This is a genomic window from Sinorhizobium saheli (assembly GCF_001651875.1).
GTDB lineage: Bacteria > Pseudomonadota > Alphaproteobacteria > Rhizobiales > Rhizobiaceae > Sinorhizobium > Sinorhizobium saheli.
This window is the reverse complement of sequence record NZ_LNQB01000058.1, coordinates 21,876-47,760: the sequence shown is the minus strand read 5'-3', so window position 1 is coordinate 47,760 and position 25,885 is coordinate 21,876. Positions and strand designations below refer to the sequence as shown.

Here is a 25,885-nt window from a genome sequence, read left to right as displayed (position 1 = left end):
CTGCCGGGAAGATTGACATGACTGCGCGTATCCTTGTCGTCGACGACGTCCCGGCCAATGTGAAGCTCCTCGAAGCGCGGCTGGTGGCGGAATATTTCGAGGTGCTGACGGCCGGGGACGGGCATGCCGCATTGGCGATCTGCGAGAAGACGTCGGTCGACCTGGTCCTGCTCGATATCATGATGCCGGGCATGGACGGTTTCGAGGTCTGCGAGCGGCTGAAGGCGAACAGCCGGACGGCACACATCCCCGTCGTCATGGTGACCGCGCTCGACCAGCCCTCCGATCGCGTGCGCGGGCTGAAGGCCGGCGCCGACGACTTCCTCACCAAGCCGGTCAACGATCTGCAGCTGATGTCGCGGGTGAAAAGTCTCGTGCGGCTGAAGAACGTCAGCGACGAGTTACGCCTTCGGGCGCAGAGCGCACACACGATCGCCCTGCAGGAGCTCGCCCGCCTCGATCGCCCGGACGAGCCCGGCAACATTCTCCTCGTCGACGGCCGCGCCTCCTCGCAGGAGCGGCTCGTGCGCGCCTTGCGGCCCGTCGCCGAAGTTTCGGTCATATCTGATCCCCAGGGCGCCCTCTTCGAGGCCGCCGAGAACAATTTCGACCTGGTGATCGTCAACGCGAACTTCGACGACTACGATCCCTTGCGCTTGTGCTCGCAATTGCGTTCGCTCGAGCGAACGCGCTTCATTCCCCTCCTGCTGGTGACGGAACAGGGCAATGACGAGATCATCGTCCGGGCACTCGAGCTCGGCGTGACGGACTACATCACCCGTCCCGTCGACCCGAACGAACTGGTCGCTCGCTCGCTCACCCAGATCCGGCGCAAGCATTGCAACGATCGTCTGCGCGCGAGCGTGCAGCAGACGATCGAACTGGCGATCACCGATGATCTCACCGGCCTGCACAACAGGCGCTATCTCGACGGCCACCTGAAGCTCTTGATGGATCGTGCGGCCGCGCGCGGGCGCCCGCTGTCGATCTGCATTACCGATATCGATCGCTTCAAGCGCGTGAACGACACCCTCGGCCATGATGCAGGCGACGAGGTACTGCGCGAATTCGCCAATCGCATCCGGGCAACCGTCCGGGGCGCCGATCTTGCCTGCCGCTACGGTGGCGAGGAATTCGTGATCGTCATGCCGGACACGACGCCGGAGATGGCGGCGATCGTCGCGGAACGTCTTCGCTTGATGGTTGAAAGCCGCGGGTTCGAGATTCCGCGGGCCGACACGGTCCTGAGCGTCACCGCCTCGCTCGGCATAGCGAGCCTGCGGCCCGAAGGCGATACGGCCGAGGCGCTGCTGAAAAGGGCGGATGTGGCGCTCTACGAGGCCAAGAACGGCGGCCGCAACCGCGTGGTCGCCGCCGCCGCCTGAGCGCCCTCGCGTATTTTCAGGGTGCCGACAGGGCGGCTTTCCGCCCGTTTTTCTCTCTTGCCAAGTTTCTCCCGGCTTGTATCTTCTGCCGCGTCGCCGGTGCTGGGGCACGCACGGCCATGGGCAGTGGGTTCGGGGGACGTCCGAATCTGGGACAGAAATTAACCAAACGCCGAGCAACCCTGTTTCGGCGATTAAGAATTCGTTGATTTTTTTTTATATTCAGGCAATGCTGATACGTGAGGAAGCATAATGGCTTCCATCCGATCGGTTACCCCATGATGCTCAGGTCCGCCGCATCTCCTGGGTCGTGGGGTCGGTCGGCTGGCCTCGGATTTCGCGGATTCCTCGTGCCGCAGCCGGAACCAGTCGACCCCCATTCGCAAACGCCGCCTCGCACGAGGCGGCGTTTGCGTTTTCGGATCGTCCGTTGCCAGCGGCCGGAACTTGCCGCGATCCCGCAAAAGTCATCGGCCGAAAGAATCGCGCAAAGAAAAAGCGCCGGACCTTGCGGTCGGCGCTCTTCAGGTCAACTCGGAACCTGATCTTACTTGATCTTGGTTTCCTTGAATTCGACGTGCTTCCGGGCGATCGGATCGTATTTCGTCTTCGTCATCTTTTCCGTCATCGTGCGGCTGTTCTTGGTCGTGACGTAAAAGTAACCCGTGTCGGCCGTCGACAGCAGCTTGATCTTGATGGTGGTAGCTTTCGCCATGGTCGTCCTGCCTTTATGAAAAAGTGAAACCCGTGGACAACCGGTTGCGGGCCACGGTCAAGGTTGGCGCGAAACTACAAATCGCGACCGAAAAGTCAAGGCCGTTTTGGTTTCAAAACGATGCGCACCAGGGAAAGTACGACGTAAAGCCCGAAGAACCCCGCGATCGCCCAGGCAAAGCCATCGTTGCCCGTGACGTCCATTGCCGCGCCGATCACCTGCGGGCCCGCCACCGTGCCGACGGCATAGGAGAACACGAAGGCTGCGTTGGCGGCCGCGAGGTCGGCCCCATGGAGACGGGCACCCAGATGGCTGAGGCCGACCGTGTAGAGGCCCGAGACGCATCCTCCCCAGAACAGAAGCACAAGCGCCATCAGGAACCAGCTTTCGACCAGCATCGGCAGGAACAGCGCTCCGACGAAGCCGATCAAGGTCAGGGCCGACAGGATGGTGCGGCGATCCTTCACGCGGTCGGACAGCATGCCGAGCGGGATCTGGAAGATGAAATTGCCGATGCCCATGACGGTCAGGAGCAGAGCCGCCTGCGATTCGGTGAAGCCGGCGCGTATCCCGAAGATTGGGAACAGCGACAGGCCGCCATATTCGACCGCGCCGAAAATGAAGACGGCAGCGGTGGCGGTCGGCACCAGGAAGACATACCGCATGAAGTGGCGTTTCGGCTTCTCGTCGAGCACCGGGCTTTCGCTGCGGGCGAGAAAAATCGGAATTGCCGAAATGAGAATGACGCCGGCGCCGACGGCGAAGGGCAGCACGCCCTCGCTGCCCAGGATAGAGAAGAGCAGGGGGCCGCTCGCGAAGCCGAGCGATAGCACGGTACCGTAGATGCCGAGCACGAAGCCGCGCCTGTTGGGCGGCGCAGTGGCATTGATCCAGAATTCCGACAGGATGAAGAGAACCGTTATCGCCCCGTGGAAGATGATTCGAAGCGGGAACCAGAGCCAGAAATTGGTGACGTAGTAGAAACCGAGCGCGCTTGCCGACGCGAAGACGATCGCCAGCAGCATGGTCGGCGCAACGCCGTGGCGATGGGCGAATTTCATCGTGAACGGCGCCGCGGCCATGGACGCGACGCCGGCCATCGCCGCATTCAACCCGTTCAGCGTCGGCACGATGCCGCGCTTTTCCATGATGATGCTGAGCAGCGGCAGGCCCAGGCCCATCGCAATGCCGACGGCGGTGATCGACGCAAGCGCTGCGGTCAGCGAAGGCCAGTGGATTTCGTCAACCGGTCCTGACGCACCGGGCGGCGGCTTCGACATGCGGCAAGATCCTCAGAGAAGCGTGCGCTGAAAGCGCCCGTGGCGCGTGAAATAAAACGGAACGGTTCTTTCTCGAGGAAGCGACGGGTCCGATTCGAGACAGTTTCTTAAGTCCGAGAGGATGATCGCGGTGATTTCCGGTACCCGGAGCGAGGAAAAGTCGCTGACGTCGATCCACTGCAAGTCCTGAAGCTCCCGGCTTTCCAGGACCAGCGACGGGTCGATATCGGCCTCATCCGCGAAAGCCGCGAAGAACCGGGTGTCGAACCGCCTCGGGTGTCCCGGAGGAGTGATGGCCCGGGCCATATAGCGCAAGTTGGAGAGATCGGGAAGGAAGGGAAGCGACGCGCTCTGGTCGCTCAGTGCCCTGCCGAGGCTGACGCCGGCTTCCTCGTAGAGTTCCCTGACCGCCGCCAGCGCGAGTGCCCGGGCGCGGCCATCGGGGATCGGTCGCCCTTCGCCCGCCTTCAGCGATCTGAGGACGGTCGGGTGAAGGTCGCCGGCAAATCGCAGCCGATGATCGCCAGGATCGCGGCGCCCGCCCGGAAAGACATAGAGATCGGGCATGAAGGCATGGGCGCCGTGGCGCTTTCCCATCAGCACGCGGATGCCGTCGCGAGACCGGTCGAGAAGCATGATGGAGGCCGCGTCGCGCGGCCTGATCGTCGGATGTCCGGGCGCTTCGGTCTTCAGGGACGGCGGGCGGCTGCGAAGCTCCGGCGTCATGCCGAAGGGTCCCTCGGCGGCAGCCTGTCGTCCGGCTTGTCCTCGTGGCCGCCGAAGCCGTGCATCTTCAAGGCCCATTGCAGGCCGATGACCGCACCCTTGACCGGCTGCATGAGACCAACGGCGCTCGCAAGCGTTACGGGCGCCCAGATCGCCAGATGCTGCCACGTCGAAAGCGGCAGCACGAGGTCGGTCATCATATAGCCCGCGAGCACCACGTGGCCGACGATCGTCACGACGATGTAGGGCGGAAAGTCATCGGCGCGGTGGTGGTCCATGCGTTCGCCGCAGACGGCGCACGCGTCGACCGATTTGACGAAAGCGCGAAACAGCCGGCCGCGGCCGCAGGCCGGGCAGGTCCCGAGGAAGCCGCGCCGGATCGAGCGGCCGACCGGCCGTTCCTCGCCCTGCGCACCGCCAAGCTGTAGCGTGTCTGTAGCCGTCGCCTTCATGTCCAAATCCTTCGTGCCGGGCGCCCGAAGCGGACCGGCGATCAGCGCCTGCCGCGCAGCGCTCGTGTTCCCGGCCGCTTGCGCGCATTCGGGCGTTCGCGGCGGCCGGCCTTGTGGAAGGAGCGCATTGCCGTCGGCATCTTCCGCCCCTCGCTCATCATCTCGAAACGGAGCGCGCCGGCAAGCGGCACGGCTTCCGCGAGCTTGACCCGCACCGGGTCGCCGAGACGATAGCCCAGTCCGGATTTCTCCCCGGACAGGGCCTGGTGCGCTTCATCGTAGATGTAATAGTCGCGCCCGAGCGTAGATATAGGGATGAAGCCGTCGGCGCCATAGGCCGGGAGGGTGACAAAAAGTCCCGCCCTGGTGACGCCGGAGACGCGCCCGTCGAACTCTTCGCCGACACGGGCGTTGAGGTGGTGGGCGATCAGCCGATCGACCGTGTCGCGTTCCGCCGCCATGGCGCGCCGCTCGAAGGTCGAGATCTCCGCGGCGATGTCGTCGAGCGCACCTTCCTCCTGCGGCGTGATACCGCCGTCGCCGAGCCCGAGCGCTGCCACCAGCGCCCGATGCACGATCAGGTCGGCATAGCGCCGGATCGGCGAGGTGAAGTGCGCATAGCGCATCAGGTTGAGGCCGAAGTGGCCGATATTCTCCGGACTGTAGATCGCCTGGCTCTGCGACCTGAGGACCATCTCGTTGACCATCGTCTCGTAGGGCTTGCCATCCGCCTTGGCGAGGATGCCGTTGAAGTGGTTGGCGCGCATGTTGCCGCCTTTGGCAAGCGCGATGTCGAGCGTTGCCAGGAATTCCCGGAGACCCTCCTGCTTGGCAAGCGAGGGCTGATCGTGAACGCGGTAGATCAGCGCCTGCCGCTTCTGCTCCAGCGTCTCGGCCGCCGCGACATTGGCCTGGATCATCATTTCCTCGATCAGCCTGTGCGCGTCGAGGCGTTCCGGAACGAAGACGCGGTCGACGGTCCCGTCCGGCTTCAGGATGATCTTGCGCTCCGGCACGTCGAGTTCGAGCGGTTGGCGCCGCTCCCGTCCGCGGGTGAGGATACGATAGGCCTCCCACAACGGCTTCAGGATCGGCTCGAGGATCGGGCCGGTCTTGTCGTCCGGCGCTCCGTCGATTGCGGCCTGTGCCTGTTGGTAGGAGAGCTTGGCGGCGCTGCGCATCATGATGCGATGGAAGGTGTGGCCCGCCTTGCGGCCCTCCTTCGAGAAACGCATCCGAACCGCCAGCGCCGGACGGTCGACGCCCTCCTTCAGCGAGCAGAGATCGTTGGAGATGCGCTCGGGCAGCATCGGCACGACGCGATCCGGGAAATAGACGGAATTGCCGCGTTTCAGCGCTTCGAGGTCGAGCGCCGACTTCGGCCTGACGTACCAGGAGACGTCGGCGATCGCCACGGTGACGATGACGCCGCCGGGATTGTCGGGCGAGGGGTCCGGCTCGGCGTAGACGGCGTCGTCGTGATCCTTGGCGTCGGCCGGGTCGATGGTGATGAGCGGCAGCGATCGCCAGTCCTCGCGGTGCGCCATCGTCGCGGGCTTTGCGGCCTCTGCCTCGTCCAGCACCCGCTCGGGGAAGACGTGCGGGATGCCGTGCGCGTGGATGGCGATCATCGAGATCGCCTTTTCGGAGGCGACCGAGCCGATGACGTTTTGCACCTGCGCGCGCGGCAGGCCGTAGCGTCCGATCCGGGCGAGGTGCACCTCGACGAGATCGCCGTCCCTGGCATCGCCAGTGAAATCCGGGTCGACGAGAACTTCCTCGCCGCGCTTGTCGATCGGCATCAGCCGTCCGCCGCCGCCGGGGGTCGGGCGGAAGACCCCGAGCACGGCATCCTTGCGCTTGTCGAGCACCTTGATGATGCGTGCGGTATAGGCGGGGCCGCCCCGGTCTTTCGAGGGAAATATCTTCGCGAGCACCCGATCGCCGAGTCCGCCGACCGGCACCTTGCCTTTCGACTTGGCGACGGTCGACTGGCGGATGAGAACCGCTGGTGCGACGCCGTCGTCATCCAGCCATTCGGCCGGGCGGCCGATCAGGTCGCCGTCGACATCGCGAATGGTGATGTCGAGGACGGTGACGGGCGGCAGCGCGCCGGGGCGCACGAGCGACTTGCGCTTCTTCTCGACGAGCCCGTCCTCCTCGAGCGAACGCAACAGATCCTTGAGCTCGGCGCGTGCGTCGCCCTTCAGTCCAAAGGCCTTGGCGATCTCGCGCTTCGAGGCCTGCTGCGGGTTTTCGGCAATGAAGCGCAACAGCACCTCGCGCGGCGGCACGGCGCCGTGGATGATCGTCTCGTTGCCGGCGGCGGGCGCCGCCTTGGCCGCGCGGCCGATTTTCTTGCCTGTGCCCTTTGCGGGCCGTTCGCTCGGGTCGCGCGGAATTCTGCTCAATGTCAGTCCTTCTTGGCCTTTGCAGCCGCTTTCGTTTTCGCCTTTGCGGCGGTCTTCGGCTTCTCGGCTTTCGCCGTTCCCGTTTTGGCTGTCTTCGCCGCTGCCGATTTGGCCTTGGTCGTCTTGCCCTTCGTCACGCCGCCTTTGGCCGCACGCTCGGCGATCAGGCCGAGTGCTTCCTCGATGGTGACGGATTGCGGGTCCTTGCCCTTGGGCAGGGTGGCATTGACCTTGCCCCAGTTGACGTAGGGGCCGAAACGGCCGTCGCGCACGGTGATGGCGCCGCCTTCGGGATGTTCGCCGAGTTCCTTGAGGGCGGCCGCCGTGGCACGGCCACGCCCGCCGCCGGCACCCTTGGCCTGCTTGTCGGCCAGCACCGAGATCGCGCGATTGAGGCCGATCGAGAAGACGTCCTCGACGGACTCCAGGTTGGCATAGGTGCCGTCGTGGAGCACGAAGGGTCCGTAACGGCCGATCCCGGTGGAGATCATCTTGCCCGTTTCCGGGTGCTTGCCGATGTCGCGCGGCAGCGAGAGAAGGGCGAGCGCCTTTTCATGGTCGATCGTCGCGGGCGTCCAGCCTTTCGGCAGGCTGGCGCGCTTCGCCTCCTTGCCGTCGCCGCGCTGGACATAGGGGCCGAAGCGACCGCTGCGCAGCGTGATTTCCTCGCCGGTATGCGGATCCTTGCCGAGGCTCTGCGGCTCGTTCGACACGGCCGCTTCCGCCTCGCCATTGGCTTCGGAGGAAAGCTGGCGCGTGTAGTTGCACTCCGGATAATTGGAGCAGCCGACGAAGGCGCCGTATTTGCCGAGCTTCAGGGACAGCTTGCCGGTGCCGCAGACCTGGCAGGTGCGCGGGTCGCTGCCGTCCTCGCGCTTCGGAAAGACGAGCGGCGCCAGTTCCTCGTTGAGCGCGTCGAGCACGTTGGTGACGCGCAACTCCTTGGTGTCCTCGATCTGCGAGAAGAAGTCTTTCCAGAACTCCCGCAGCACGTCCTTCCAATTGAGCTCGCCGGCCGAAATCTGGTCGAGCTTCTCCTCGAGCGCTGCCGTGAAGCCGTATTCGACATAGCGCGTGAAGAAGCTCTCGAGGAAGGCCGTCACCAGCCGGCCCTTGGCCTGGGGCAGCAGCTTGCGCTTGTCGATCGCCACATAGTCGCGCTCGATGAGCGTGCTGACCGTCGCCGCATAGGTCGACGGCCGGCCGATGCCGAGCTCTTCCATCTTCTTGATGAGCGTCGCTTCGGAATAGCGTGGCGGCGGCTCGGTGAAATGCTGGCTGGCGTTGATCTTCTGCTTCGCGAGGCTTTCGCGCGCATTGATCTCCGGCAGCCGGCCGCCGTCCTCGTCGTCAGCCTGCTCGCCGTCCTCCTTCGCATCCGTATAGGCGGCGATGAAGCCGTCGAAGCGGATGACCGAGCCGGTCGCCCTGAGACCCGCCTTCTTGCCGGCATTGTCGGCCAGGATCTCGGCGGTCGTCCGTTCGATTTCGGCCGAGGCCATCTGGCTGGCGATGCCGCGCTTCCAGACGAGGTCGTAGAGCTTCAGCATGTCGCCGTCGAGGAAACGGCGCACCTGATCGGGCGTGCGGTTGAAATCCGTCGGGCGGATGGCCTCGTGCGCTTCCTGGGCGTTTTTCGCCTTGGTCGAATAGAAGCGCGGTTTTTCCGGCAGATAGCGGCTGCCGAACTGGGCGCCGATCGCCCGGCGCGCCGCGTCGATCGCTTCCGGCGCCATCTGCACGCCGTCGGTACGCATGTAGGTGATGAGGCCGACCGTCTCGCCGCCGACGTCGACGCCCTCGTAGAGCTTCTGCGCGACCTGCATGGTGCGCGTGGCCGAGAAGCCGAGCTTCGAGGAGGCGGCCTGCTGCAGCGTCGAGGTGGTGAAGGGCGGGGCGGGGTTGCGCTTGACGGGCTTCGCCTCGACGCTCTCGACCACATAGCTCGCGCCGTCGAGGAGGGCCTTCAGCCGGTTCGCCTCGTCGGCGTTGCCAATCGCCTTCGGTTGCAGCCGCTTGCCGTCCGCCGAAACGAGCCGCGCCTCGAATTCGTCGCCGCGCGGCGTCTTCAGGAGGGCCGAGAGGTTCCAGTATTCTTCCGTGACGAAGCGCTCGATCTCCGCCTCGCGATCGCAGACGAGACGCAGCGCCACCGATTGCACGCGACCGGCGGAACGTGCGCCCGGCAGCTTGCGCCAGAGAACCGGCGAGAGATTGAAGCCGACGAGATAGTCGAGGGCGCGGCGGGCGAGATAGGCGTCGACCAGCGAGATGTCGATGTCGCGCGGCTCCGCCATGGCATCGAGCACGGCCTTCTTGGTGATCGCATTGAAGACGACGCGCTTGACCGGCTTGTCGCCGATGACCTTCTTCTTCTTCAGAAGGTCGAGCACGTGCCAGGAGATCGCCTCACCCTCGCGATCCGGGTCGGTCGCCAGAATCAGTCCGTCGGACGACTTCACGGCGTCGGCAATATCCTTCATCCGCTTGGCGGAGGCGCCGTCGACTTCCCACGACATTTCGAAGTCTTCGTCCGGACGGACCGAGCCGTCCTTGGCCGGCAGATCCCGCACATGGCCGAACGATGCAAGTACCTTATAGCCGGGGCCGAGATACTTGTTGATCGTCTTGGCCTTGGAAGGCGATTCCACCACTACAACATTCATCGTCATTCTCTGAGACAATCCGTTCCGGCAAGGCGCAAGCCCCGCGTGTCGCATACCGTGGCCACGACATGGACAGGGATTCGGGCGCGGTCAAGGGGTTTCATGAAAATAGCGATATCGCCAGGGAGCGCAACCAAGCGGCAAAATTCGAATCGCCGCAACCGCTGGTCGTTCTTACTGCGTTGGGCTTCATGCCGCGGGGACGAGCGATACGAGATTGCCTCCGTGGCGGCAGAGTTGGCCTGCGAGGTCCAGTTCCAAAAGCACGAGATGGACTTCCGAGGCGGAAAGCCCGGTGTGGCGGATGACGTCGTCGATTTCGACCGGCGTCGGTCCGAGGGCCTCGACAATGCGCGCCCTGTCGCCATCGGCTGGCGTTCCGGAACCGGGCCGCATCTCCTCGACCGCCGGCTTCTTGACCTCGACATCGCTCCTCGGGCGCGAAAAGAGATCATCGCGGCTGAGAGGGGCCAGCGCCTCGAGGACATCCGCCGGAGAGGTCGTGACGATGGCGCCCTGTTTCAGGAGATCGTTGGTGCCGTGACAGCGCGGATCGAGCGGCGAGCCCGGAACGGCAAAGACCAGCCGGCCGAAATCGGCGGCGTAGCGGGCGGTGATCAGCGAACCCGAGCGGTTGGCCGCCTCGACGACGGCGACGCCGAGGCTCGCTCCGGCAATGAGCCGGTTCCGCCGCGGGAAGTCACGGGCGCGCGGTTCCCAGCCAAACGGCATCTCGCTGATCGCAAGTCCTTCGCCGGACACGATCTCCTCCAACAGGCCGATATTCTCGGGCGGGTAGGGCCGGTCGAGCCCGCCAGCCAGCGCGGCGATCGTGCCGGTGCGCAGGCTCGCCCGATGTGCCGCCGTGTCGATGCCGCGGGCGAGCCCGGAGGTGATGACATAGCCGGCCGTGCCGGCGTCGCGCGCGATCATGGCCGCGAATTTCGCGCCGCTGACCGAGGCGTTGCGCGACCCGACGATCCCGAGAGAGGGGCGCGTCGCCGCCTTGCGGTTGCCCTTCATGGCGAGAAGCGGAGGGGCGGCGTCGATCTCTCTGAGCGCCGGCGGATAATCCGGCTCGCCGATGCCGACGAACACGGCACCGAAGCGATGCGCCGCTTCGAGCTCCCGCTCGGCATCGTTCACCGTGGCGACGCGAAACGAACGGCTCGATCCGCCGCGCCGCGAGAGTTCCGGCAAGGCTTCGAGGGCGGCCTCGGCCGTGCCGAAGTGATTGATCAGGTCCCGGAACGTCGCCGGGCCCACATTGTCGCTGCGGATCAGTCGCAGCCAGGCGATCTTCTGCCGTTCCGTCAGCGCGATCCCGCTTCGTCGAGCGCTGCCGTTCGGCATTATCCCTTCTCTCCGATCCGGCTTTCCGTGCCGCTCAGCAGCCGCTGGATGTTGGCATGGTGCTTGATCCAGGTGACGAGCGTCATGACGGCAAAGAGGAGCGCCATCTTGCCATAGCCGGTTGCGTAAAGGGCGACGGGAATGATCGCGGTCGCGACCAGAGCGGAGAGCGAGGAGTAGCGCGTGATCCGCGCCGTTGCCAGCCAGATCGCGGCGAAAGCGAGCACCATCACGGGCGCAAGCCCGAGCAGCACGCCGATATAGGTCGCGACGCCCTTGCCGCCCTTGAAGGAGAGCCAGACCGGATAGAGGTGGCCGAGGAAGGCCGCAAGCCCCGCGGCGATACCGGCTTCCACGCCCCAGAGCGACGCGATTGCGGCCGCAGCCGTGCCCTTGAGGGCGTCAAGCAGGAGCGTGGCGGCCGCGAGCTTCTTGTTGCCGGTTCTGAGCACGTTGGTCGCGCCGATATTGCCGGAACCGATCTGGCGGACGTCGCCGAGCCCGGCCATCCGCGTGAGGACGAGGCCGAACGGGATCGAGCCCAGCAGATAGCCGAAAACAACACACGCAAAGGTTGGCAGCAGTCCCAACTGCCAGGAAATGATATCCACCCGTCCCCCTCCCGCCTGACCGCTTCGGCCTACACCGAATGCACGAGCTTGCCCGCAACATAGGTTTGGACGACCCGTCCGGTAAAGCGTGCATTTTCGAAAGGCGTGTTCTTGGAGCGGGAAACCAGCGCCTCCTCGTAGAGGACCCACGGCTCGTCCAGATCGAGGATGGCGATATCCGCCTTTGCACCGGGTTGCAGCGTGCCGGCATCGAGGCCGAAGATCTGAGCCGGGCGGGTCGACAGCGCATCGATCAGCCGCATCAGCGGAACCTGGCCGCTGTGGTGGAGCCTGAGCGCCGCCGCGGCCAATGTCTCGAGGCCAACCGCGCCGTCTGCGGCATCGGCGAAGGGCAGGCGCTTGGTGTCGACATCCTGCGGATCATGCGAGGAGACGATGATGTCGATGGTGCCGTTGGCCAGCGCCTCGGCCATCGCGACGCGATCGTCCTCGCCGCGGAGCGGCGGCGACAGCTTGAAGAAGGTTCTGTATTCGCCGATGTCGTTCTCGTTCAGCGTCAGATGGTTGATCGAAATGCCGCAGGTGACGTTGACGCCGCGCTCCCGCGCCAGCCGAACGGCATCGGCCGATTCGGGAAGCGAGATCTTGGCGGCGTGGTAGGCGGCCCTGGTCAGGCCGGCCACGCGGAGGTCGCGCTCGAGCGGGATGATCTCGGCCTCGCGCGGAATGCCGGGAAGGCCAAGCCAGCTTGCAAGCAGCCCCTCGTTCATGACGCCGTTGGCGCCGAGATATTTGTCGCGGGTCTCGAGCGCGACGACGGCGCCGAACTCGCGCGCATAGGTCATCGCGCGGCGCAGCACGAGCGTATCGTTGACCGGCCGCCGGCCGTTGGTGAAGCAGACGGCGCCCGCATCGCGAAGCAGTCCGATCTCGGTCATCTCCTCGCCGTTGAGCCCCTTGGTCAGCGCCGCCGCCGGATGGACATTGACGAGCGCCTTGTCGCGGGCGGTCTTCTGCACGAACCCGACGAGGGCGATATCGTCGATCACCGGGTCGGTGTCGGGCATGGCGATGAACGAGGTGACGCCGCCGGTCGCGGCCGCCCGCGCGGCGGACTCGATCGTCTCGCGGTGCTCGCTGCCCGGTTCGCCGACGAAGACGCGCGCATCGACGAGCCCGGGCACGGCGACGAGCCCCGCGCAGTCCTTGACGAAGGCGCCCGCCGGCACGCCCTGGTTTTGGGCATCCTTTCCGGCGGCAAGGATCCGGCCGTCGCTGCCGACGATGATCGTGCCGGTTTCGTCAAGGTTCCGCGACGGATCGACGATGCGGAGATTCTGCAGAACAAGCGGTCTGGTCATAGGCGCGGCCCCTGGTTCTGGGAAAGAAGAAGCGTTTCCATCACGGCCATACGCACGGCGACGCCCATCTCCACTTGCTGTTCGATGACGCTTTGCGGTCCGTCGGCGATCTCGGAGGCGATCTCGACGCCGCGGTTCATCGGGCCCGGATGCATGACGAGCGCGTCGTCCCTGGCGGCCTTCAGCTTCTCCGCGTCGAGGCCGTAATAATGGAAGTATTCGCGCACCGACGGCACGAAGGAGCCGGCCATGCGCTCGCGCTGCAGCCTCAGCATCATCACCACGTCCGCGTCCTTCAGGCCCTCCGCCATCGAGTGGTAGACCTCGACGCCCATCTGGGCGATGCCGGCCGGAAGCAGCGTCGCCGGCGCGACGACGCGGACGCGCGCGCCCATCTGGTTCAGGAGCAGGATGTTGGAACGGGCGACGCGCGAATGCAGGACGTCGCCGCAGATCGCCACGATGATCCGCGAAAGCTTGCCCTTGGCGCGCCGGATCGTCAGTGCGTCGAGCAGCGCTTGCGTCGGATGTTCATGCTGGCCGTCGCCGGCATTGACGACGGAGCAGGAGACTTTCTGGGCGAGCAGCGCGGCGGCGCCGGCGGACGAGTGCCGCACGACGAGCACATCGGGGTGCATCGCATTCAGCGTCATGGCCGTGTCGATCAGCGTCTCGCCCTTCTTCACCGACGAGTTGCCGACCGACATGTTCATGACGTCGGCGCCGAGCCGCTTGCCGGCGAGTTCGAACGATGACTGCGTCCGGGTGGAGGCTTCGAAGAAGAGATTGATCTGCGTGAGGCCGCGGAGCGAAGAGGTTTTCTTCTCCCTCTGGCGGGAGATCTTGACGGCCTCGTCGGCGCGGTCGAGCAGGAGCGTGATATCCTGTTCCGTCAGCCCCTTGATGCCGAGCAGGTGGCGATGCGGGAAAGTGATCATGAGCCGCCCTTGCACTCTGGAATTTGGCCCGCTCTATAGAACGTGGCCAGGGGCGCGGCAAGTGCCGTGGCAAGCCCAGGCGCCGCCCTTCCGAAGAAAACTTGTGCGGCATCGGCGCGCCTGTTTCGCCCCTCCCAAACTTGCGCTAGAACCGGCCTATGAATCAGATGAACCGGACCGAACAGAAACTCGCCGAACTGAACCAGCCCAAGCCCTGGTCCGGTATCAATGCATACCGATCCGATCCGCTGGTGGTCGACATCACCTCCGGCACGCCGAAGGCGCTGCGCGATGAATTCGACGCGCTTGGCCGCTATGTGACCTCACCGGAGGCGCAGGAGCTGGCGCGCATGGCGAACGAAGGCGTGCCGAAACTGAAGACGCACGGGCCGCGCGGCGAACGCCTCGACGTCGTCGAGTTCCATCCGGCCTGGCACGCGCTGATGCGCCGCTCCATGACGACCGGCTTGCATTCCTCCGCCTGGGAGAATCTGCCCGACGAGCGCGGACGCTCGCATAAGGTGAGGGCGATCCGTTTCTATCTGACCGCCCAGCTCGAATGCGGCCATCTCTGCCCGCTGACGATGACCAGCGCCTCGATCGCGGCGATCACGGCGTCGCCGGCCGTGCAGAAGGAGTGGGCGCCGAAGATCCTGTCGCGCAAATACGATTCGTCGAACAGGCCGTGGATGCAGAAGTCCGCCGTCACCATCGGCATGGGCATGACCGAGAAGCAGGGCGGCACCGACGTGCGCGCCAACACCTCGACCGCCGAGCGCGTGGGTGAGGGCATCTATCGCCTCAACGGTCACAAATGGTTCATGTCCGCGCCGATGAGCGATGCCTTCGTCATGCTGGCGCAAACCCGCGAGGGGCTCGGCTGTTTCCTGGTGCCGCGGCTGCTCGAGGACGGCAGCGCGAACGGCCTGCGCTTCCAGCGCCTCAAGGACAAGCTGGGCAACCGCTCCAACGCGTCTTCCGAGGTCGAGTTTTCCGACACCTTCGGCTTCCTGCTCGGAACGCCGGATGCCGGCATCCGCACGATTCTCGACATGGTGACGCTGACCAGGCTCGACTGCGCGCTGGCCTCGGCCGGCATGATGCGGGCGTCCCTCGCCGAAGCGGTGCACCACACCCGCGGCCGCACGGTCTTCGGCAAGGCGCTCGTCGGCCAGCCGATGATGACGCGGGTCCTCGCCGACATGGCGCTCGACGTTGCGGCTGCGAGTGCCCTGTCGTTCCGCCTCGCCGAAGCCTTCGACAATGCCCACGGCAGCGCGGATGACGCGGCCTATGCCCGCATCATGACGCCGGTCGCGAAATACTGGTGCTGCAAGATCGCTCCTCCGCTGATCTACGAGGCGATGGAGTGCCTGGGCGGCAACGGCTACGTGGAGGAGCGGGCGCTCGCCCGCCATTATCGCGAGGCACCGGTCAACGCGATCTGGGAAGGCTCCGGCAACGTCATGGCGCTCGATGTCCTGCGCGTGCTTGGCCGCCGCAAGGACCTCTTCGAGCAGCTTTTCGCAATCATGAGCCGCGACCTCGGGCCCGCCGGGCGCAAGACCATCGATGTTCTGCGTGCCGCCATGTCGCTCTGCGAGCGTGACGAAGGGGCGGCCCGCCTGCTGGTGGAGCAGCTTGCGCTGGCGGCGGCGGCGGCGGAACTCTACCGGCTCGGCGCCGGCCGCATCGCCGATGCGTTCCTCGAATCGCGCCTGGCGGCCGGCTGGCGCTCCACCTATGGCATGCTCGATTCGCGCTTCGATTCGGCCTACATCGTCGATCTGCTCTACCCGGCGGCGACGTAACCGGTGACGAATACGACGAGCGGTATGGTGAAGAACGAGACCGCCGTCTGGACCGTCGCGATGGCGGCGTAGAGTTCGGCATCGCCTCCCATCTGCTTGGCCAGGAGATAACCGTTCATCGCCGTCGGCACGGCCGCACCGAGCGCGATGACGGTGAGGGCATCGCCGCGGATGCCGAGGAGCGCGCTCGCCCCCACCATGAAGACCGGCATGACGATCAGCTTGAGCGCGACCGCGAGAAGGGCGGATGCGCTCGGCTTCAGCGCATCCGCGATCTTCAAACCGGCGCCGACCAGGACCAGGCCGAGGCTGAGAGAGGCCGTCGCCAGCATGTCGATCGCGGTCATCACCGGCGCATAAAGCGCGATGCCGGCGAGATTGAACAGGATTCCGAGCACTGACGAGATAATCAGCGGATTGGTGGCGATCTTCAGAAAGAAGAAGCCGACGCCGCGGCTGCCGCCGCTGAACCACACCAGAACGGCGACGTTATAGAAATTGATCGGGATGATGATCAGCGTCATCACCAGCGCCGTGAGGCTGAGCCCGAGCGCGCCATGGAGCTTTTCCGCGATGGCGAGCGCGATGAAGGCATTCCATCGCGTTGCCGTTTGGAAGATCGAGGTGAAGGTAGCGCCGGAAACGCCACTGCGGCGCAGGAGAGGCCAGATCAGGAGGAGCGATATCGACATCAGGGTGACGCTGCCGATGGTCGCGATCGCCGTTGCGTCGCTCTTCATGCCGGTGAAATCCGCCTTCGCCAGCGTCGAGAACAGGAGTGCGGGAAAGAGAAGATAGTAGCCGAACTGCTCCAGCCCGACCCAAAGCCCCTGGTCGACGAGCTTCGACCGCCGCAGCCACACGCCGAGAAGCACGAGCAGGAAGATGGGCAGGATGCTTTCGAAGATGGCGGTCATGACGGGACTCATCCTGAGGGAGGCCCCACCCTTAATGCGCCGGTTGGTCGCCCGCAAGGCGTCGGCGCCTTGTGAATATTAACCTTAACGAATGGTTTACGTTGCGTCTGCGCCTTCCAGGGGGAGATATTGGCCCCGTGAAAATCAATGAATTCCGGATGGAGCGGTTCGGTGAGAACTGGCCTGTTGATCATCATGATGATGTTTTTCGCCGGACTGGCGCTCGACATAGCGACGCTCGCGGCCGCCCTGGCCGCATTCGTTCTGGCCGACCGGGCGCTCTATCCCTTGCTGCGCGGGCAGCGCGCGCAGAGGAGGGCGGCATGAAGTGGCTGATGATCTTCTGGGGCGGCCCGGTGATCCTGCTCACCGGCTGGTATGGCCTCTCCTACTACGACATGAGCTTCGGCATCTTCATGCTGACGCGCGAGGCGCATGACCTCGTCTTCCGGATCTATGGCCATGTGCTCGGAATTCCGCCCGAGACGATTCCGCCGCTCGTCGCCCGCGCGATGGTCGTCGACACGCTGATCGTCTTCGGTCTCCTCGCGGTCAGAAGACACCGGCAGATCGTCGCCTGGTACCGACGCCGTTTTGATTCGTCTCAGTCGCGCGAGGCGTCGTCCCTCGCGAGCGAGGCCAGCCTGTCGAGCGCCCCCTGAAGGATGAAGGAGGCGGCGGCGGAGTCGATGCGCTCGGCGCGCTTCTTCCGCGAGACGTCCATCTCGATCAGGACCCGCTCGGCCGCGACCGTCGAAAGCCGCTCGTCCCAGAGCACGAAGGGAATATCCGTCTTCTCGCCCATATTGCGCACGAAGGCGCGTGTCGCCTGGCAGCGCGGCCCCTCCGTCCCGTCCATGTTGACCGGCAGGCCGATGACGAAGGCGGCGATCTTTTCCTTCGCCGCGACCGAAAGCAGGGCCTCGGCGTCGATGCCGAACTTGACGCGCCGGATCACCTCGCGCGGCGTCGCAAAGCGTCGCCCGAGATCGGAAACGGAGAGGCCGATCGTCTTGGTCCCGAGATCGAGACCGGCAATCGCCTGATGGGGCGGCAGGCGTGCCGCGAGTTCTTCGATGGTAAGAATTGCCATGGATTTGCCGATTCGATCTTTCCACTATGCCGGACTGATCCATATGCTGGTCCGACGGAGAAATCATCAAGAGATGCGATTGCCGGGCGGCTCGTCCGCCGCGCGTGATCCAGGGAGAATGTCATGAAGATCAAATGGCTGGGTCATTCCGCCTTCCACATCGAAACCGCGAAAGCCAAAATCCTCATCGATCCGTTCTTCACCGGCAATCCGGCCTTTCGCGAAGCCGAGCGCAAGGCCGCGACGGCGGGGCTGACGCACATCCTGTTGACCCACGGCCACGGCGACCACGTCGGCGACACCGTGGCGATCGCCAGGGAAACCGGCGCCACCGTCGTCAGCAATTTCGATCTCTGCATGTGGCTCGGCCGGCAGGGCGTTTCAAAGATGGAGCCCGGCAATACCGGCGGCACGATCCGGCTCGGCGACTTCTCCGTCACTTTCGTCAATGCGCTGCATTCCTCCGCCCACATCACCGAGGACGGCGTTTCCCATTCGCTCGGCAACCCCAACGGCCTCGTCCTCCATTTCGACGACGAGCCGACGCTCTATCACATGGGCGATACGGACATCTTTTCCGACATGGCCCTTGTCCAGGAGTTGCACGAGCCGGATATCGGCATCGTGCCGATCGGCGACCGGTTCACCATGGGCGGCGCCGTCGCGGCACTTGCCTGCCAGCGCTATTTCAAATTCAATACCGCCATTCCCTGCCACTACGGCTCGTTCCCGATCATCGACCAGACGCCGGAGACCTTCGTTGCCGGCATGGACGGCGCCTCGACGCTGGTCGCCACACCCGAGGTCGGCGGCGTCGTTACCATCTGACGGCAACCACGATCGGGCGCCGACAACCGGTGCCGGCGCCATTCCCCCGTTGCACGCCATCGAACTCGCCTTTATAGCGGGGGAAACATCGAGAGACCGGAGACCACCATGTCCGTAGACCTTGCCACCGTGAAGCGCGTCGCGCGCCTTGCCCGCATCGCCGTCAGCGAAGAGGAAGCAGAGCGGATGACGGGCGAGCTCAACGGCATCCTCGGCTTTGTCGAGCAGCTCTCCGAAGTGAATGTCGACGGTATCGAGCCAATGACATCGGTGACGCCGATGGAGATGAAGAAGCGGGAAGACATCGTCATGGACGGCGACAAGGCAGCCGACATCGTCGCCAATGCCCCGAACTCGGACCGCGACTTCTTCCTCGTCCCGAAGGTGGTCGAGTAAAGCGCTGCCTCCCGTTCTCCCCGACGCCCGACGCCTTGAATCGAAAGTCCGATTTATCATGACCGACCTTACGAGCCTTACGATCGCCGAAGCCCGCGCGAAGCTTTCCGCCCGGGAAATAACCGCGGCCGAACTGACCGATGCCTATCTCACCGCGATCGAGGCAGCCAACGAGACGATCAACGCCTATGTCGCCGTCACGCCGGAGAAGGCGCGCGAGATGGCCAAGGCCTCCGATGCCCGCATCGCCGCCGGCAAGGCCGGTGCGCTCGAGGGCATTCCGCTCGGCATCAAGGATCTCTTCGGGACCGAAGGCGTCCACACGCAGGCGTGCAGCCACATCCTCGACGGCTTCAAGCCGCGCTACGAGTCGACCGTCACCCAGAACCTCTGGAACGACGGCGCCGTCATGCTCGGCAAGCTCAACATGGACGAGTTCGCCATGGGCTCCTCCAACGAGACATCCTATTACGGTCCGGTCAAGAACCCGTGGCGCGCCAAGGGCTCGAACCTCGACCTGGTCCCCGGCGGCTCCTCGGGCGGCTCGGCGGCGGCGGTGGCGGCCCATCTCTGCGCCGGCGCCACGGCGACCGACACCGGCGGCTCGATCCGCCAGCCGGCCGCCTTCACCGGCACGGTCGGCATCAAGCCGACCTATGGCCGCTGCTCGCGCTGGGGCATCGTCGCCTTCGCTTCCTCGCTCGACCAGGCCGGTCCGATCGCGCGTGACGTGCGGGACGCGGCGATCCTGTTGAAGTCGATGGCGAGCGTCGATCCCAAGGATACGACCTCGGTCGATCTTCCCGTTCCGGATTACGAAGCGGCGATCGGCCAGTCGATCAAGGGCATGAGGATCGGCATTCCGAAGGAATACCGCGTCGACGGCATGCCGGAGGAGATAGAGTCGCTCTGGCAGCAGGGCGTCGCCTGGCTCAAGGAGGCCGGCGCCGAAATCGTCGAAATCTCGTTGCCGCACACGAAATACGCGTTGCCGGCCTATTACATCGTGGCGCCGGCCGAGGCGTCGTCCAACCTCGCGCGCTACGACGGCGTGCGTTACGGCCTGCGTGTCGACGGCAAGGACATCATCGACATGTATGAGAAGACGCGCGCCGCCGGCTTCGGCCAGGAGGTCAAGCGTCGCATCATGATCGGCACCTATGTGCTTTCCGCCGGCTACTACGACGCCTATTACCTGCGCGCCCAGAAGGTCCGCACCTTGATCAAGCGCGACTTCGAGCTCGCATTCCAGGCGGGCGTCGACGCGATCCTCACGCCGGCGACGCCGTCCTCGGCCTTCGGCATTGCCGACGAGGACCTCGCCGCCGATCCGGTGAAGATGTACCTGAACGACATCTTCACGGTGACGGTGAACATGGCCGGCCTTCCGGGCATTGCCGTACCGGGCGGGCTCGACCACAAGGGATTGCCGCTTGGCCTGCAGCTCATCGGCCGGCCGTTCGAGGAAGAGACTCTGTTCAAGACGGCCTATGTCATCGAGCAGGCCGCCGGCCGCTTCACGCCCGCCAAGTGGTGGTGACGCGCCGCTGAGGGCATCCCCGCACCCGTTTCGGTGCGGGGGCCGGAGTGGTCAAGCGGCCGGAGACGTGGTGTAGTGTGGCGGAAAGGATTCCGCTTCATGGTTGTCGTCCGTCACGCGCGTCAAAGCGAGATCGACCTGCTCGTCGAGATCGGCCTCAAAGCCTGGGAAAAGGCAATCGTCGGCATCGGCGATGTTGCGAGGATGCGCGGCGCCGCCGAGCAGGCGTTTGGCAATTTCCTCGCCGAACACTGGCTTTCCGTCCTGGTCGTCGAGGATGATCATCGCGTCCATGGCTGGGCCGCGCGTGAAGATCTCGACGACACCATTTCCGATTTGTGGATCGATCCGGATGTGCAGGGCAGGGGTCTCGGCGCGATCCTGCTTGCGGAGGTCGAGAGGCGAATGGCGGCCGACGGCTTCGATATCGCCAAGGCGAAGACGCACGCCCAGAACCTGTCCGCGGTCGCCTTTTTCCAGCGGGCCGGCTACCAGGTGAAATGGCTCTCGACCGCCTATTCGCAGAAGCTCGACCGCGACGTCGAATTCATCGGTCTCGCAAAGCCCCTGGCGCGCGAGCCGGTGGATCAGGAAACGGCGTCGAAATAAGCCTGAAGCAGGGCTGTTTTCATGCATGCCGCTGCCCCGAGACCGCTCACAGTTTCGGATGGATTCGCGCAAAGCGGGTGCCGGAGACGTTGCCGTCTCCGGCACCCGCAATAACCGCGCGCTCGGCCGCCGCTCAGCGGTTGTCGAGCTCCGAGCGGACGAGCATGAGCCCGCGCTCGGTGATCCGGTAAGGCTTTCCGCCGGCCGACTTGATCGCCCGCTTTCGCTTCAGCTTGCGGAAGAGCTCGAGGTCGATGCCGGGATAGACCCAGCCGTCGCGCGTGAAGCAACGGATATCGGCGATCGCCTTGCCGTCGCGGCTGATTTCGATGCGGCCGCCCTGGGCCAAATGATGAAGAATGCGCTGTTCGGCGCGTGAAATGTCCATCGTTTGAGTGTTCCGGAATGGCGTTCATGTGAACGCAGGAAAGCGTTCCGTTCTTCTGGGAGAAGAGCGGAGTTCACGTTTCCGGCCCGTGCTCGCTATTCTTGGGAATGCGGGCAGGGGCCCTTACCGGGACTCAAGCTGAAGGAACATAAAGACTCCATTCGGACGGCGATTGTTCTAGAGCATTTTGCAGTCAGGTGGAACCACGCGACGTTGCACAAATGCGGCAAAAACAAAAAAGGTAGAGCGGTGGCGCGAACGCATGTGAGCGCATGCCGCTCGAGGAAAGGACCGCCCGGGCATCAAGAAGGTCAGGCTTCGGGGCGTTGTAGCACTTTGAGGAGACATGCGGTCGGCGACGATCGCGGACTGTTCCGGCGCGCGCCGGGTTCACGCAGCGCGCCTCCGCGATGCGTTCTTTTCAGCCTACCGGCGCGTCTATTGCCCTCGATCTGCCCTCTCGGCATCCAGATCCCGAACTGCGGCGGCGAGGGCCCTGACCATGCCGGTGAAACCGAGAGTTGGCGCGTCGTCGCTCCTTGTGGTGTCCGCGTCGACCTGGGTGAAGTCATAGTACCATTCCACCTTGCGGTTGATCTCGGCGACGGACTGAAGATAGGCGCCTACCGCCTCGGCAGGCACCCGCTCCTTCAGTGTACGAAAGCGCCATTCGAGTTCGAGCTCGTCCGGCAGGGTCGACCAGCTCAGTTTGAGCGTGAAGTGCGGATCATGGACGTCTGCCTTTTCCGGCGGGGAGAATCGGGCCTTGAGGTTGGCCACGGTGACCTTGTGGCTCGTATAGACCGGAGATCCGAGCTCGATCGGTCCGGTGCGCCCAACCGCAGTCGGTGCCGGTATGCCGCCGATGCCGATATCGGCCCGCAGCGGGAAATTCTTGGCAAGATCGTTGGCGCGGAGAGCCTCGGAGGGAAGCTCGTATGCCTCCTTCGTCGTCAGGACGTTGAGGTCCCGGTCATCCATGGTTTCGAGCATCGCCGTGCTTCTGATGCCCGGATATTGTCGGCTGTAATATTGGATGTAGTCGTCGGCGAGCTTCGCCTTCGATGCCTGCGCAAGGCGGCGGCGCATCCGGTCCGCATCGCCGTTGCGGTAGATGGTGTTTACGGTGAGCACCAGCGGCTCGCCCTCGCGCTCCGGGAAGGCAAATCGTTCGGCGACGGACTGGGTCGGTTCCAATGGTTCCGTCACCGGAATTTTCTCGAGCCCGGCTCCGGATGCAACCAGCGGCAAGGCGAAGCCATAGGCGGGCGGAACGATGTTTGCAGCGCGGCCGCCCTGGAGATAGTCGGTCGCGTCGAGCCACCAGACGCGTTCGCCTATCCTCGCCTTGACGATCGCATGGTCGAAAGCCTGAAGCGCAGGAACGCTATGTTCGAGCGCCTTGCCCCCATCGATATCGGTCAGGGCGGCCTCGGCTTCGATGCCCAGTCGGCGCAGGGCGGAGACGAGGAGCAGCGCCTTGTCCTTGCAGTCGCCGAAGCCGCTTGCCAGCACCGCTTCCGGGCGGCGCGGAACATAGGAGCCCGCGCCCATCGACAGGCTGACATAGCGTATCTCGTCCTGGACGAGCCGCAAGGCGGCGATGAGGCGATCCTCAAGGCCAGCATGGCGGCGCTCGATCTCAGTGATCCTGGCCTCGAAATCGGCTGGAAAGCTCTTCGCCGGTTGATAAAAAGGGAGGAGGGCATCGACGACAGGCTGCCAGTCGGATGCCGAAGATATCTCCACGAAGCCGAAAGTCGGATAGTCGGCCGGCAGATTTTCCTGCCGTTTCACTGGTGGAGGATTGATCGCTTCCCACTGGTAGGTCGTGTCGCCCCCGGCCTTGGCCACCTTGGCCTTCAGCCCGGTCCTGACCGCGCGGATGTTGAGCGGCTTTTCCGTCGGCCAGATGATCTTTTCCCTCGCAAGGGCGACGGGCTCACCCCATTCGGTCTGGAAATGCGCGAAGAGCAGATCCTGCGCCACTGTCGGGGTGATTTCGTAGGTCGTGGCATAGTCGATGATATCGCCGACGCGCACGTCGCTGAGATCGACATGCGCCGTCAGGCGACCATCGAAAATGCCCCTTTCCGAATCCGTCTCGCGGCGGAATATCTCGAACTTCGCTTCGCCGAGTTTGTCGATGGCAACCCCGCTTCTGATGACCGTCAGTCGGTTGAACGAAAGCTTCTCGCGCGAAGGGTCGAATTCGATGTCGAGCCGGGCGCCGCTTTCCAGGCCGGGCCGGTCGGTCACCTTGTAGGCGAGGCGGTCGAAGACGGTGTAGCCGCCATTTCGATGCCTTATCTGGGTGTCTGTGAGAAGGTAGGCCATGCCGTTCCTGATCTCGGTGGCACGCGCCTGGTCGAGGTCAGGAATGCCGATCATTTCCACCCAATCTTCGGCGGGTGCCTTGCGGACTTGCTCGTCCGCCCTGGCGCCCGACTCCGGGCCTGCCAACGCGCAGGCGAGAACAATAATGAAGGCGAACGATCTGCAATGCGCCGCCAACCGGACCGTCCGGTTGATCAGCTGTGCTCCTGGGTTCATGGAACGGTCACTCGATTCAAAATGGACAACATGAAATTCGGGCACGGCAGCCCGTTGCGCTGAACAAGGCGGGAATGCCGTCGTTCGGAACGCAAGAAACCGGACGCAAATCGTGGAAACAAGCGGAAGCTGCGGCCCGTGCGCAGTTCTTGAGAACGCGAGCAGGGCCCATTACCGGGTCTCGGATTGAAGGGTCATGAATACTCCGTGCGGACGGCAGCAATTTTTTTAAAAGACGGCCATACGAACGTCAAGGTTGCGCCGGTTCGGACGCTGCATCATTCCGTGCGCGCGCCGAGGGTTGCAGTGCGCCTCACAAGCCTTGCACCGCAGAACCAATTGCTCTACCGAGAAACCTCAAAATTCAGGCTTCAAAGAAGAGCATGATATGAGCATCGTCGACGTCCGCACCCCTGATCCGAAACGCTTCATTCCCGGCGCCACCGGCGACTGGGAGGTCATCATCGGCATGGAGGTCCATGCGCAGGTGCTGAGCAATTCGAAGCTGTTCTCGGGCGCCTCGACCGAGTTCGGCAGTGCGCCGAATTCCAACGTCTCGCTCGTCGACGCGGCGATGCCTGGCATGCTGCCGGTCATCAACGAGGAATGCGTGAAGCAGGCGGTTCGCACCGGTCTCGGGCTCAAGGCCCAGATCAACAACCGCTCGATCTTCGACCGGAAGAACTATTTCTACCCGGACCTGCCGCAGGGCTACCAGATCTCGCAGTACAAGAATCCGATCGTCGGCGAGGGCAAGATCACCATCTCCGTCGGTCCGGACCGTCAGGGCCAGTTCGAGGACGTCGAGATCGGCATCGAGCGCCTGCATCTGGAGCAGGACGCGGGCAAGTCCATGCATGACCAGCACCCGTCCATGTCCTATGTCGACCTCAATCGCTCGGGCGTGGCGCTGATGGAGATCGTGTCGAAGCCGGACCTGCGCTCCTCCGATGAAGCCAAGGCCTATCTCACCAAGCTGCGCTCGATCCTGCGCTATCTGGGCACCTGCGACGGCAACATGGACGAAGGCTCGATGCGGGCCGACGTCAACGTTTCCGTCCGCCGTCCCGGCGAGGCCTTCGGCACGCGATGCGAAATCAAGAACGTCAACTCCATCCGCTTCGTCGGCCAGGCGATCGAATACGAGGCCCGTCGCCAGATCGCCGTTCTCGAGGATGGCGGCGTGATCGATCAGGAGACCCGGCTCTTCGATCCGAACAAGGGCGAGACCCGCTCCATGCGTTCCAAGGAGGAGGCGCACGACTACCGCTATTTCCCGGATCCGGACCTCCTGCCGCTCGAATTCGACGACGCTTTCGTGGAGGCCCTGAAGGCCGACCTGCCGGAGCTGCCGGACGACAAGAAGGAGCACTTCGTGCGCGATCTCGGCCTCTCGGTGTATGACGCCTCGGTTCTCGTTTCGGAGAAGGCGATCGCCGACTATTTCGAGGCCGTGGCCGCCGGACGCGACGGCAAGACCGCCGCGAACTGGGTCATCAACGACCTCCTGGGCGCCTTGAACAAAGCCGGGAAAACCGTTGAGGAGACTCCGGTTTCGCCGGCGCAGCTCGGCGGCATCATCGATCTCATCAAGGATGGCACGATCTCCGGCAAGATCGCCAAGGACCTCTTTGAAATCCTGTGGAACGAAGGCGGTGACCCGGCCGAGATCGTCGAGAGCCGCGGCATGAAGCAGGTCACCGACACCGGTGCGATCGAGAAAGCGGTCGACGAAATCATCGCCGCCAATCCCGACCAAGTCGAAAAGGCGAAGGCCAAGCCGTCGCTCGCCGGCTGGTTCGTCGGCCAGGTGATGAAGGCGACAGGGGGCAAGGCGAACCCGCAGGCGGTCCAGGCACTCGTCAAGTCCAAGCTCGGCATCGAAGAGTGA

Annotated in this window: 23 protein-coding genes; 9 read left to right on the top strand and 14 right to left on the bottom strand. The window is 64.5% G+C overall.

The window, feature by feature from the left end; translation table 11 throughout:
• Window positions 1-17 precede the first annotated feature (17 nt).
• A complete protein-coding gene (locus ATB98_RS04950) occupies window positions 18-1,385 on the top strand; it encodes a PleD family two-component system response regulator (RefSeq protein ID WP_066869924.1) in 1,368 nt (455 codons plus the stop codon).
• A 547-nt stretch (window positions 1,386-1,932) separates the two neighbouring features.
• On the opposite strand, the gene rpmG is transcribed toward ATB98_RS04950, so the two are convergent.
• From rpmG to ATB98_RS04900, 10 genes are all read right to left on the bottom strand, one after another.
• Window positions 1,933-2,100, bottom strand: a complete 168-nt coding sequence (gene rpmG / locus ATB98_RS04945; protein ID WP_066869921.1) for a 50S ribosomal protein L33 — start codon at window positions 2,098-2,100, stop codon at window positions 1,933-1,935.
• Between the two features lie 95 nt (window positions 2,101-2,195).
• Window positions 2,196-3,380, bottom strand: a complete 1,185-nt coding sequence (locus ATB98_RS04940) for an MFS transporter (protein ID WP_066869918.1) — start codon at window positions 3,378-3,380, stop codon at window positions 2,196-2,198.
• 12 nt (window positions 3,381-3,392) lie between these two features.
• Window positions 3,393-4,106, bottom strand: a complete 714-nt coding sequence (locus tag ATB98_RS04935; protein WP_066869915.1) for an NUDIX hydrolase — start codon at window positions 4,104-4,106, stop codon at window positions 3,393-3,395.
• Entirely contained in the window at window positions 4,103-4,558 is a 456-nt protein-coding gene (locus ATB98_RS04930; protein WP_066869912.1) for a DUF983 domain-containing protein, read from the bottom strand. Before ATB98_RS04930 ends, ATB98_RS04935 begins: the two co-directional genes overlap by 4 nt.
• 41 nt (window positions 4,559-4,599) lie before the next feature.
• Window positions 4,600-6,969, bottom strand: a complete 2,370-nt coding sequence (gene rnr / locus ATB98_RS04925; RefSeq protein ID WP_066869909.1) for a ribonuclease R — start codon at window positions 6,967-6,969, stop codon at window positions 4,600-4,602.
• Window positions 6,970-6,971: 2 nt separating this feature from the next.
• On the bottom strand, window positions 6,972-9,635 hold the full coding sequence (gene topA / locus ATB98_RS04920) for a type I DNA topoisomerase (RefSeq protein ID WP_066870010.1): 2,664 nt from the start codon (window positions 9,633-9,635) through the stop codon (window positions 6,972-6,974).
• Between the two features lie 189 nt (window positions 9,636-9,824).
• On the bottom strand, window positions 9,825-10,988 hold the full coding sequence (gene dprA / locus ATB98_RS04915; protein WP_066869906.1) for a DNA-processing protein DprA: 1,164 nt from the start codon (window positions 10,986-10,988) through the stop codon (window positions 9,825-9,827).
• Window positions 10,988-11,599, bottom strand: a complete 612-nt coding sequence (gene plsY, locus ATB98_RS04910) for a glycerol-3-phosphate 1-O-acyltransferase PlsY (protein WP_066869904.1) — start codon at window positions 11,597-11,599, stop codon at window positions 10,988-10,990. The genes dprA and plsY overlap by 1 nt, the downstream gene beginning before the upstream one ends.
• 29 nt (window positions 11,600-11,628) lie before the next feature.
• On the bottom strand, window positions 11,629-12,921 hold the full coding sequence (locus tag ATB98_RS04905; protein ID WP_066869901.1) for a dihydroorotase: 1,293 nt from the start codon (window positions 12,919-12,921) through the stop codon (window positions 11,629-11,631).
• A complete protein-coding gene (locus ATB98_RS04900) occupies window positions 12,918-13,859 on the bottom strand; it encodes an aspartate carbamoyltransferase catalytic subunit (protein ID WP_066869899.1) in 942 nt (313 codons plus the stop codon). Before ATB98_RS04900 ends, ATB98_RS04905 begins: the two co-directional genes overlap by 4 nt.
• Window positions 13,860-14,017: 158 nt before the next feature.
• Here ATB98_RS04900 and ATB98_RS04895 point away from each other — a divergent pair, with 158 nt between their 5' ends.
• Window positions 14,018-15,670: an acyl-CoA dehydrogenase family protein gene (locus ATB98_RS04895; protein ID WP_066869896.1), complete on the top strand. Its 1,653-nt coding sequence runs from the start codon at window positions 14,018-14,020 to the stop codon at window positions 15,668-15,670.
• On the opposite strand, the gene ATB98_RS04890 is transcribed toward ATB98_RS04895, so the two are convergent.
• Window positions 15,652-16,587, bottom strand: a complete 936-nt coding sequence (locus tag ATB98_RS04890) for an AEC family transporter (RefSeq protein WP_066869893.1) — start codon at window positions 16,585-16,587, stop codon at window positions 15,652-15,654. The two genes, ATB98_RS04895 and ATB98_RS04890, sit on opposite strands and share 19 nt — an antisense overlap.
• Before the next feature lie 186 nt (window positions 16,588-16,773).
• On the opposite strand from ATB98_RS04890, the gene ATB98_RS04885 reads away from it, so the two are divergent.
• Together ATB98_RS04885 and ATB98_RS04880 are read left to right on the top strand one after the other, a co-directional pair.
• Entirely contained in the window at window positions 16,774-16,914 is a 141-nt protein-coding gene (locus ATB98_RS04885; RefSeq protein ID WP_234781867.1) for a hypothetical protein, read from the top strand.
• Window positions 16,911-17,249, top strand: coding sequence for a DUF6105 family protein (locus ATB98_RS04880; protein WP_066869887.1), 339 nt, complete (start codon window positions 16,911-16,913; stop codon window positions 17,247-17,249). The genes ATB98_RS04885 and ATB98_RS04880 overlap by 4 nt, the downstream gene beginning before the upstream one ends.
• On the opposite strand, the gene ruvX is transcribed toward ATB98_RS04880, so the two are convergent.
• Window positions 17,192-17,680 (bottom strand): Holliday junction resolvase RuvX, encoded by a 489-nt coding sequence (gene ruvX, locus ATB98_RS04875; RefSeq protein ID WP_066869884.1) that lies wholly within the window; start codon window positions 17,678-17,680, stop codon window positions 17,192-17,194. The genes ATB98_RS04880 and ruvX overlap by 58 nt on opposite strands.
• A 123-nt stretch (window positions 17,681-17,803) precedes the next feature.
• Here ruvX and ATB98_RS04870 point away from each other — a divergent pair, with 123 nt between their 5' ends.
• From ATB98_RS04870 to ATB98_RS04855, 4 genes are all read left to right on the top strand, one after another.
• Complete coding sequence (locus tag ATB98_RS04870; RefSeq protein WP_066869882.1) at window positions 17,804-18,508, top strand: metal-dependent hydrolase; 705 nt, start codon at window positions 17,804-17,806, stop codon at window positions 18,506-18,508.
• A gap of 108 nt (window positions 18,509-18,616) precedes the next feature.
• Window positions 18,617-18,904, top strand: coding sequence for an Asp-tRNA(Asn)/Glu-tRNA(Gln) amidotransferase subunit GatC (gatC, locus tag ATB98_RS04865; protein WP_066869879.1), 288 nt, complete (start codon window positions 18,617-18,619; stop codon window positions 18,902-18,904).
• 58 nt (window positions 18,905-18,962) lie between these two features.
• Window positions 18,963-20,444, top strand: coding sequence for an Asp-tRNA(Asn)/Glu-tRNA(Gln) amidotransferase subunit GatA (gatA, locus tag ATB98_RS04860; protein ID WP_066869876.1), 1,482 nt, complete (start codon window positions 18,963-18,965; stop codon window positions 20,442-20,444).
• Window positions 20,445-20,543: 99 nt separating this feature from the next.
• Window positions 20,544-21,053, top strand: a complete 510-nt coding sequence (locus ATB98_RS04855; RefSeq protein WP_066869873.1) for a GNAT family N-acetyltransferase — start codon at window positions 20,544-20,546, stop codon at window positions 21,051-21,053.
• A gap of 133 nt (window positions 21,054-21,186) precedes the next feature.
• Here the strand turns inward: ATB98_RS04855 and ATB98_RS04850 are convergent, their stop codons facing one another.
• On the bottom strand, window positions 21,187-21,441 hold the full coding sequence (locus ATB98_RS04850; protein ID WP_066869868.1) for a YjhX family toxin: 255 nt from the start codon (window positions 21,439-21,441) through the stop codon (window positions 21,187-21,189).
• A 438-nt stretch (window positions 21,442-21,879) separates the two neighbouring features.
• A complete protein-coding gene (locus ATB98_RS04845) occupies window positions 21,880-23,994 on the bottom strand; it encodes a DUF3857 domain-containing transglutaminase family protein (protein ID WP_234781866.1) in 2,115 nt (704 codons plus the stop codon).
• A 388-nt stretch (window positions 23,995-24,382) separates the two neighbouring features.
• On the opposite strand from ATB98_RS04845, the gene gatB reads away from it, so the two are divergent.
• Window positions 24,383-25,885, top strand: coding sequence for an Asp-tRNA(Asn)/Glu-tRNA(Gln) amidotransferase subunit GatB (gene gatB / locus ATB98_RS04840; RefSeq protein ID WP_066869861.1), 1,503 nt, complete (start codon window positions 24,383-24,385; stop codon window positions 25,883-25,885).

What these genes read in the sequence shown, in the direction of transcription:
- ATB98_RS04950 (WP_066869924.1), top strand. Translation starts at nt 18, where the DNA reads ATGACTGCGCGTATCCTTGTCGTCGACGACGTCCCGGCCAATGTGAAG.
- rpmG (WP_066869921.1), bottom strand. Translation starts at nt 2,100, where the DNA reads ATGGCGAAAGCTACCACCATCAAGATCAAGCTGCTGTCGACGGCCGAC.
- ATB98_RS04940 (WP_066869918.1), bottom strand. Translation starts at nt 3,380, where the DNA reads ATGTCGAAGCCGCCGCCCGGTGCGTCAGGACCGGTTGACGAAATCCAC.
- ATB98_RS04935 (WP_066869915.1), bottom strand. Translation starts at nt 4,106, where the DNA reads ATGACGCCGGAGCTTCGCAGCCGCCCGCCGTCCCTGAAGACCGAAGCG.
- ATB98_RS04930 (WP_066869912.1), bottom strand. Translation starts at nt 4,558, where the DNA reads ATGAAGGCGACGGCTACAGACACGCTACAGCTTGGCGGTGCGCAGGGC.
- topA (WP_066870010.1), bottom strand. Translation starts at nt 9,635, where the DNA reads ATGAATGTTGTAGTGGTGGAATCGCCTTCCAAGGCCAAGACGATCAAC.
- dprA (WP_066869906.1), bottom strand. Translation starts at nt 10,988, where the DNA reads ATGCCGAACGGCAGCGCTCGACGAAGCGGGATCGCGCTGACGGAACGG.
- ATB98_RS04905 (WP_066869901.1), bottom strand. Translation starts at nt 12,921, where the DNA reads ATGACCAGACCGCTTGTTCTGCAGAATCTCCGCATCGTCGATCCGTCG.
- ATB98_RS04900 (WP_066869899.1), bottom strand. Translation starts at nt 13,859, where the DNA reads ATGATCACTTTCCCGCATCGCCACCTGCTCGGCATCAAGGGGCTGACG.
- ATB98_RS04895 (WP_066869896.1), top strand. Translation starts at nt 14,018, where the DNA reads ATGAATCAGATGAACCGGACCGAACAGAAACTCGCCGAACTGAACCAG.
- ATB98_RS04890 (WP_066869893.1), bottom strand. Translation starts at nt 16,587, where the DNA reads ATGACCGCCATCTTCGAAAGCATCCTGCCCATCTTCCTGCTCGTGCTT.
- ATB98_RS04880 (WP_066869887.1), top strand. Translation starts at nt 16,911, where the DNA reads ATGAAGTGGCTGATGATCTTCTGGGGCGGCCCGGTGATCCTGCTCACC.
- ruvX (WP_066869884.1), bottom strand. Translation starts at nt 17,680, where the DNA reads ATGGCAATTCTTACCATCGAAGAACTCGCGGCACGCCTGCCGCCCCAT.
- ATB98_RS04870 (WP_066869882.1), top strand. Translation starts at nt 17,804, where the DNA reads ATGAAGATCAAATGGCTGGGTCATTCCGCCTTCCACATCGAAACCGCG.
- gatC (WP_066869879.1), top strand. Translation starts at nt 18,617, where the DNA reads ATGTCCGTAGACCTTGCCACCGTGAAGCGCGTCGCGCGCCTTGCCCGC.
- gatA (WP_066869876.1), top strand. Translation starts at nt 18,963, where the DNA reads ATGACCGACCTTACGAGCCTTACGATCGCCGAAGCCCGCGCGAAGCTT.
- ATB98_RS04855 (WP_066869873.1), top strand. Translation starts at nt 20,544, where the DNA reads ATGGTTGTCGTCCGTCACGCGCGTCAAAGCGAGATCGACCTGCTCGTC.
- ATB98_RS04850 (WP_066869868.1), bottom strand. Translation starts at nt 21,441, where the DNA reads ATGGACATTTCACGCGCCGAACAGCGCATTCTTCATCATTTGGCCCAG.
- ATB98_RS04845 (WP_234781866.1), bottom strand. Translation starts at nt 23,994, where the DNA reads ATGAACCCAGGAGCACAGCTGATCAACCGGACGGTCCGGTTGGCGGCG.
- gatB (WP_066869861.1), top strand. Translation starts at nt 24,383, where the DNA reads ATGAGCATCGTCGACGTCCGCACCCCTGATCCGAAACGCTTCATTCCC.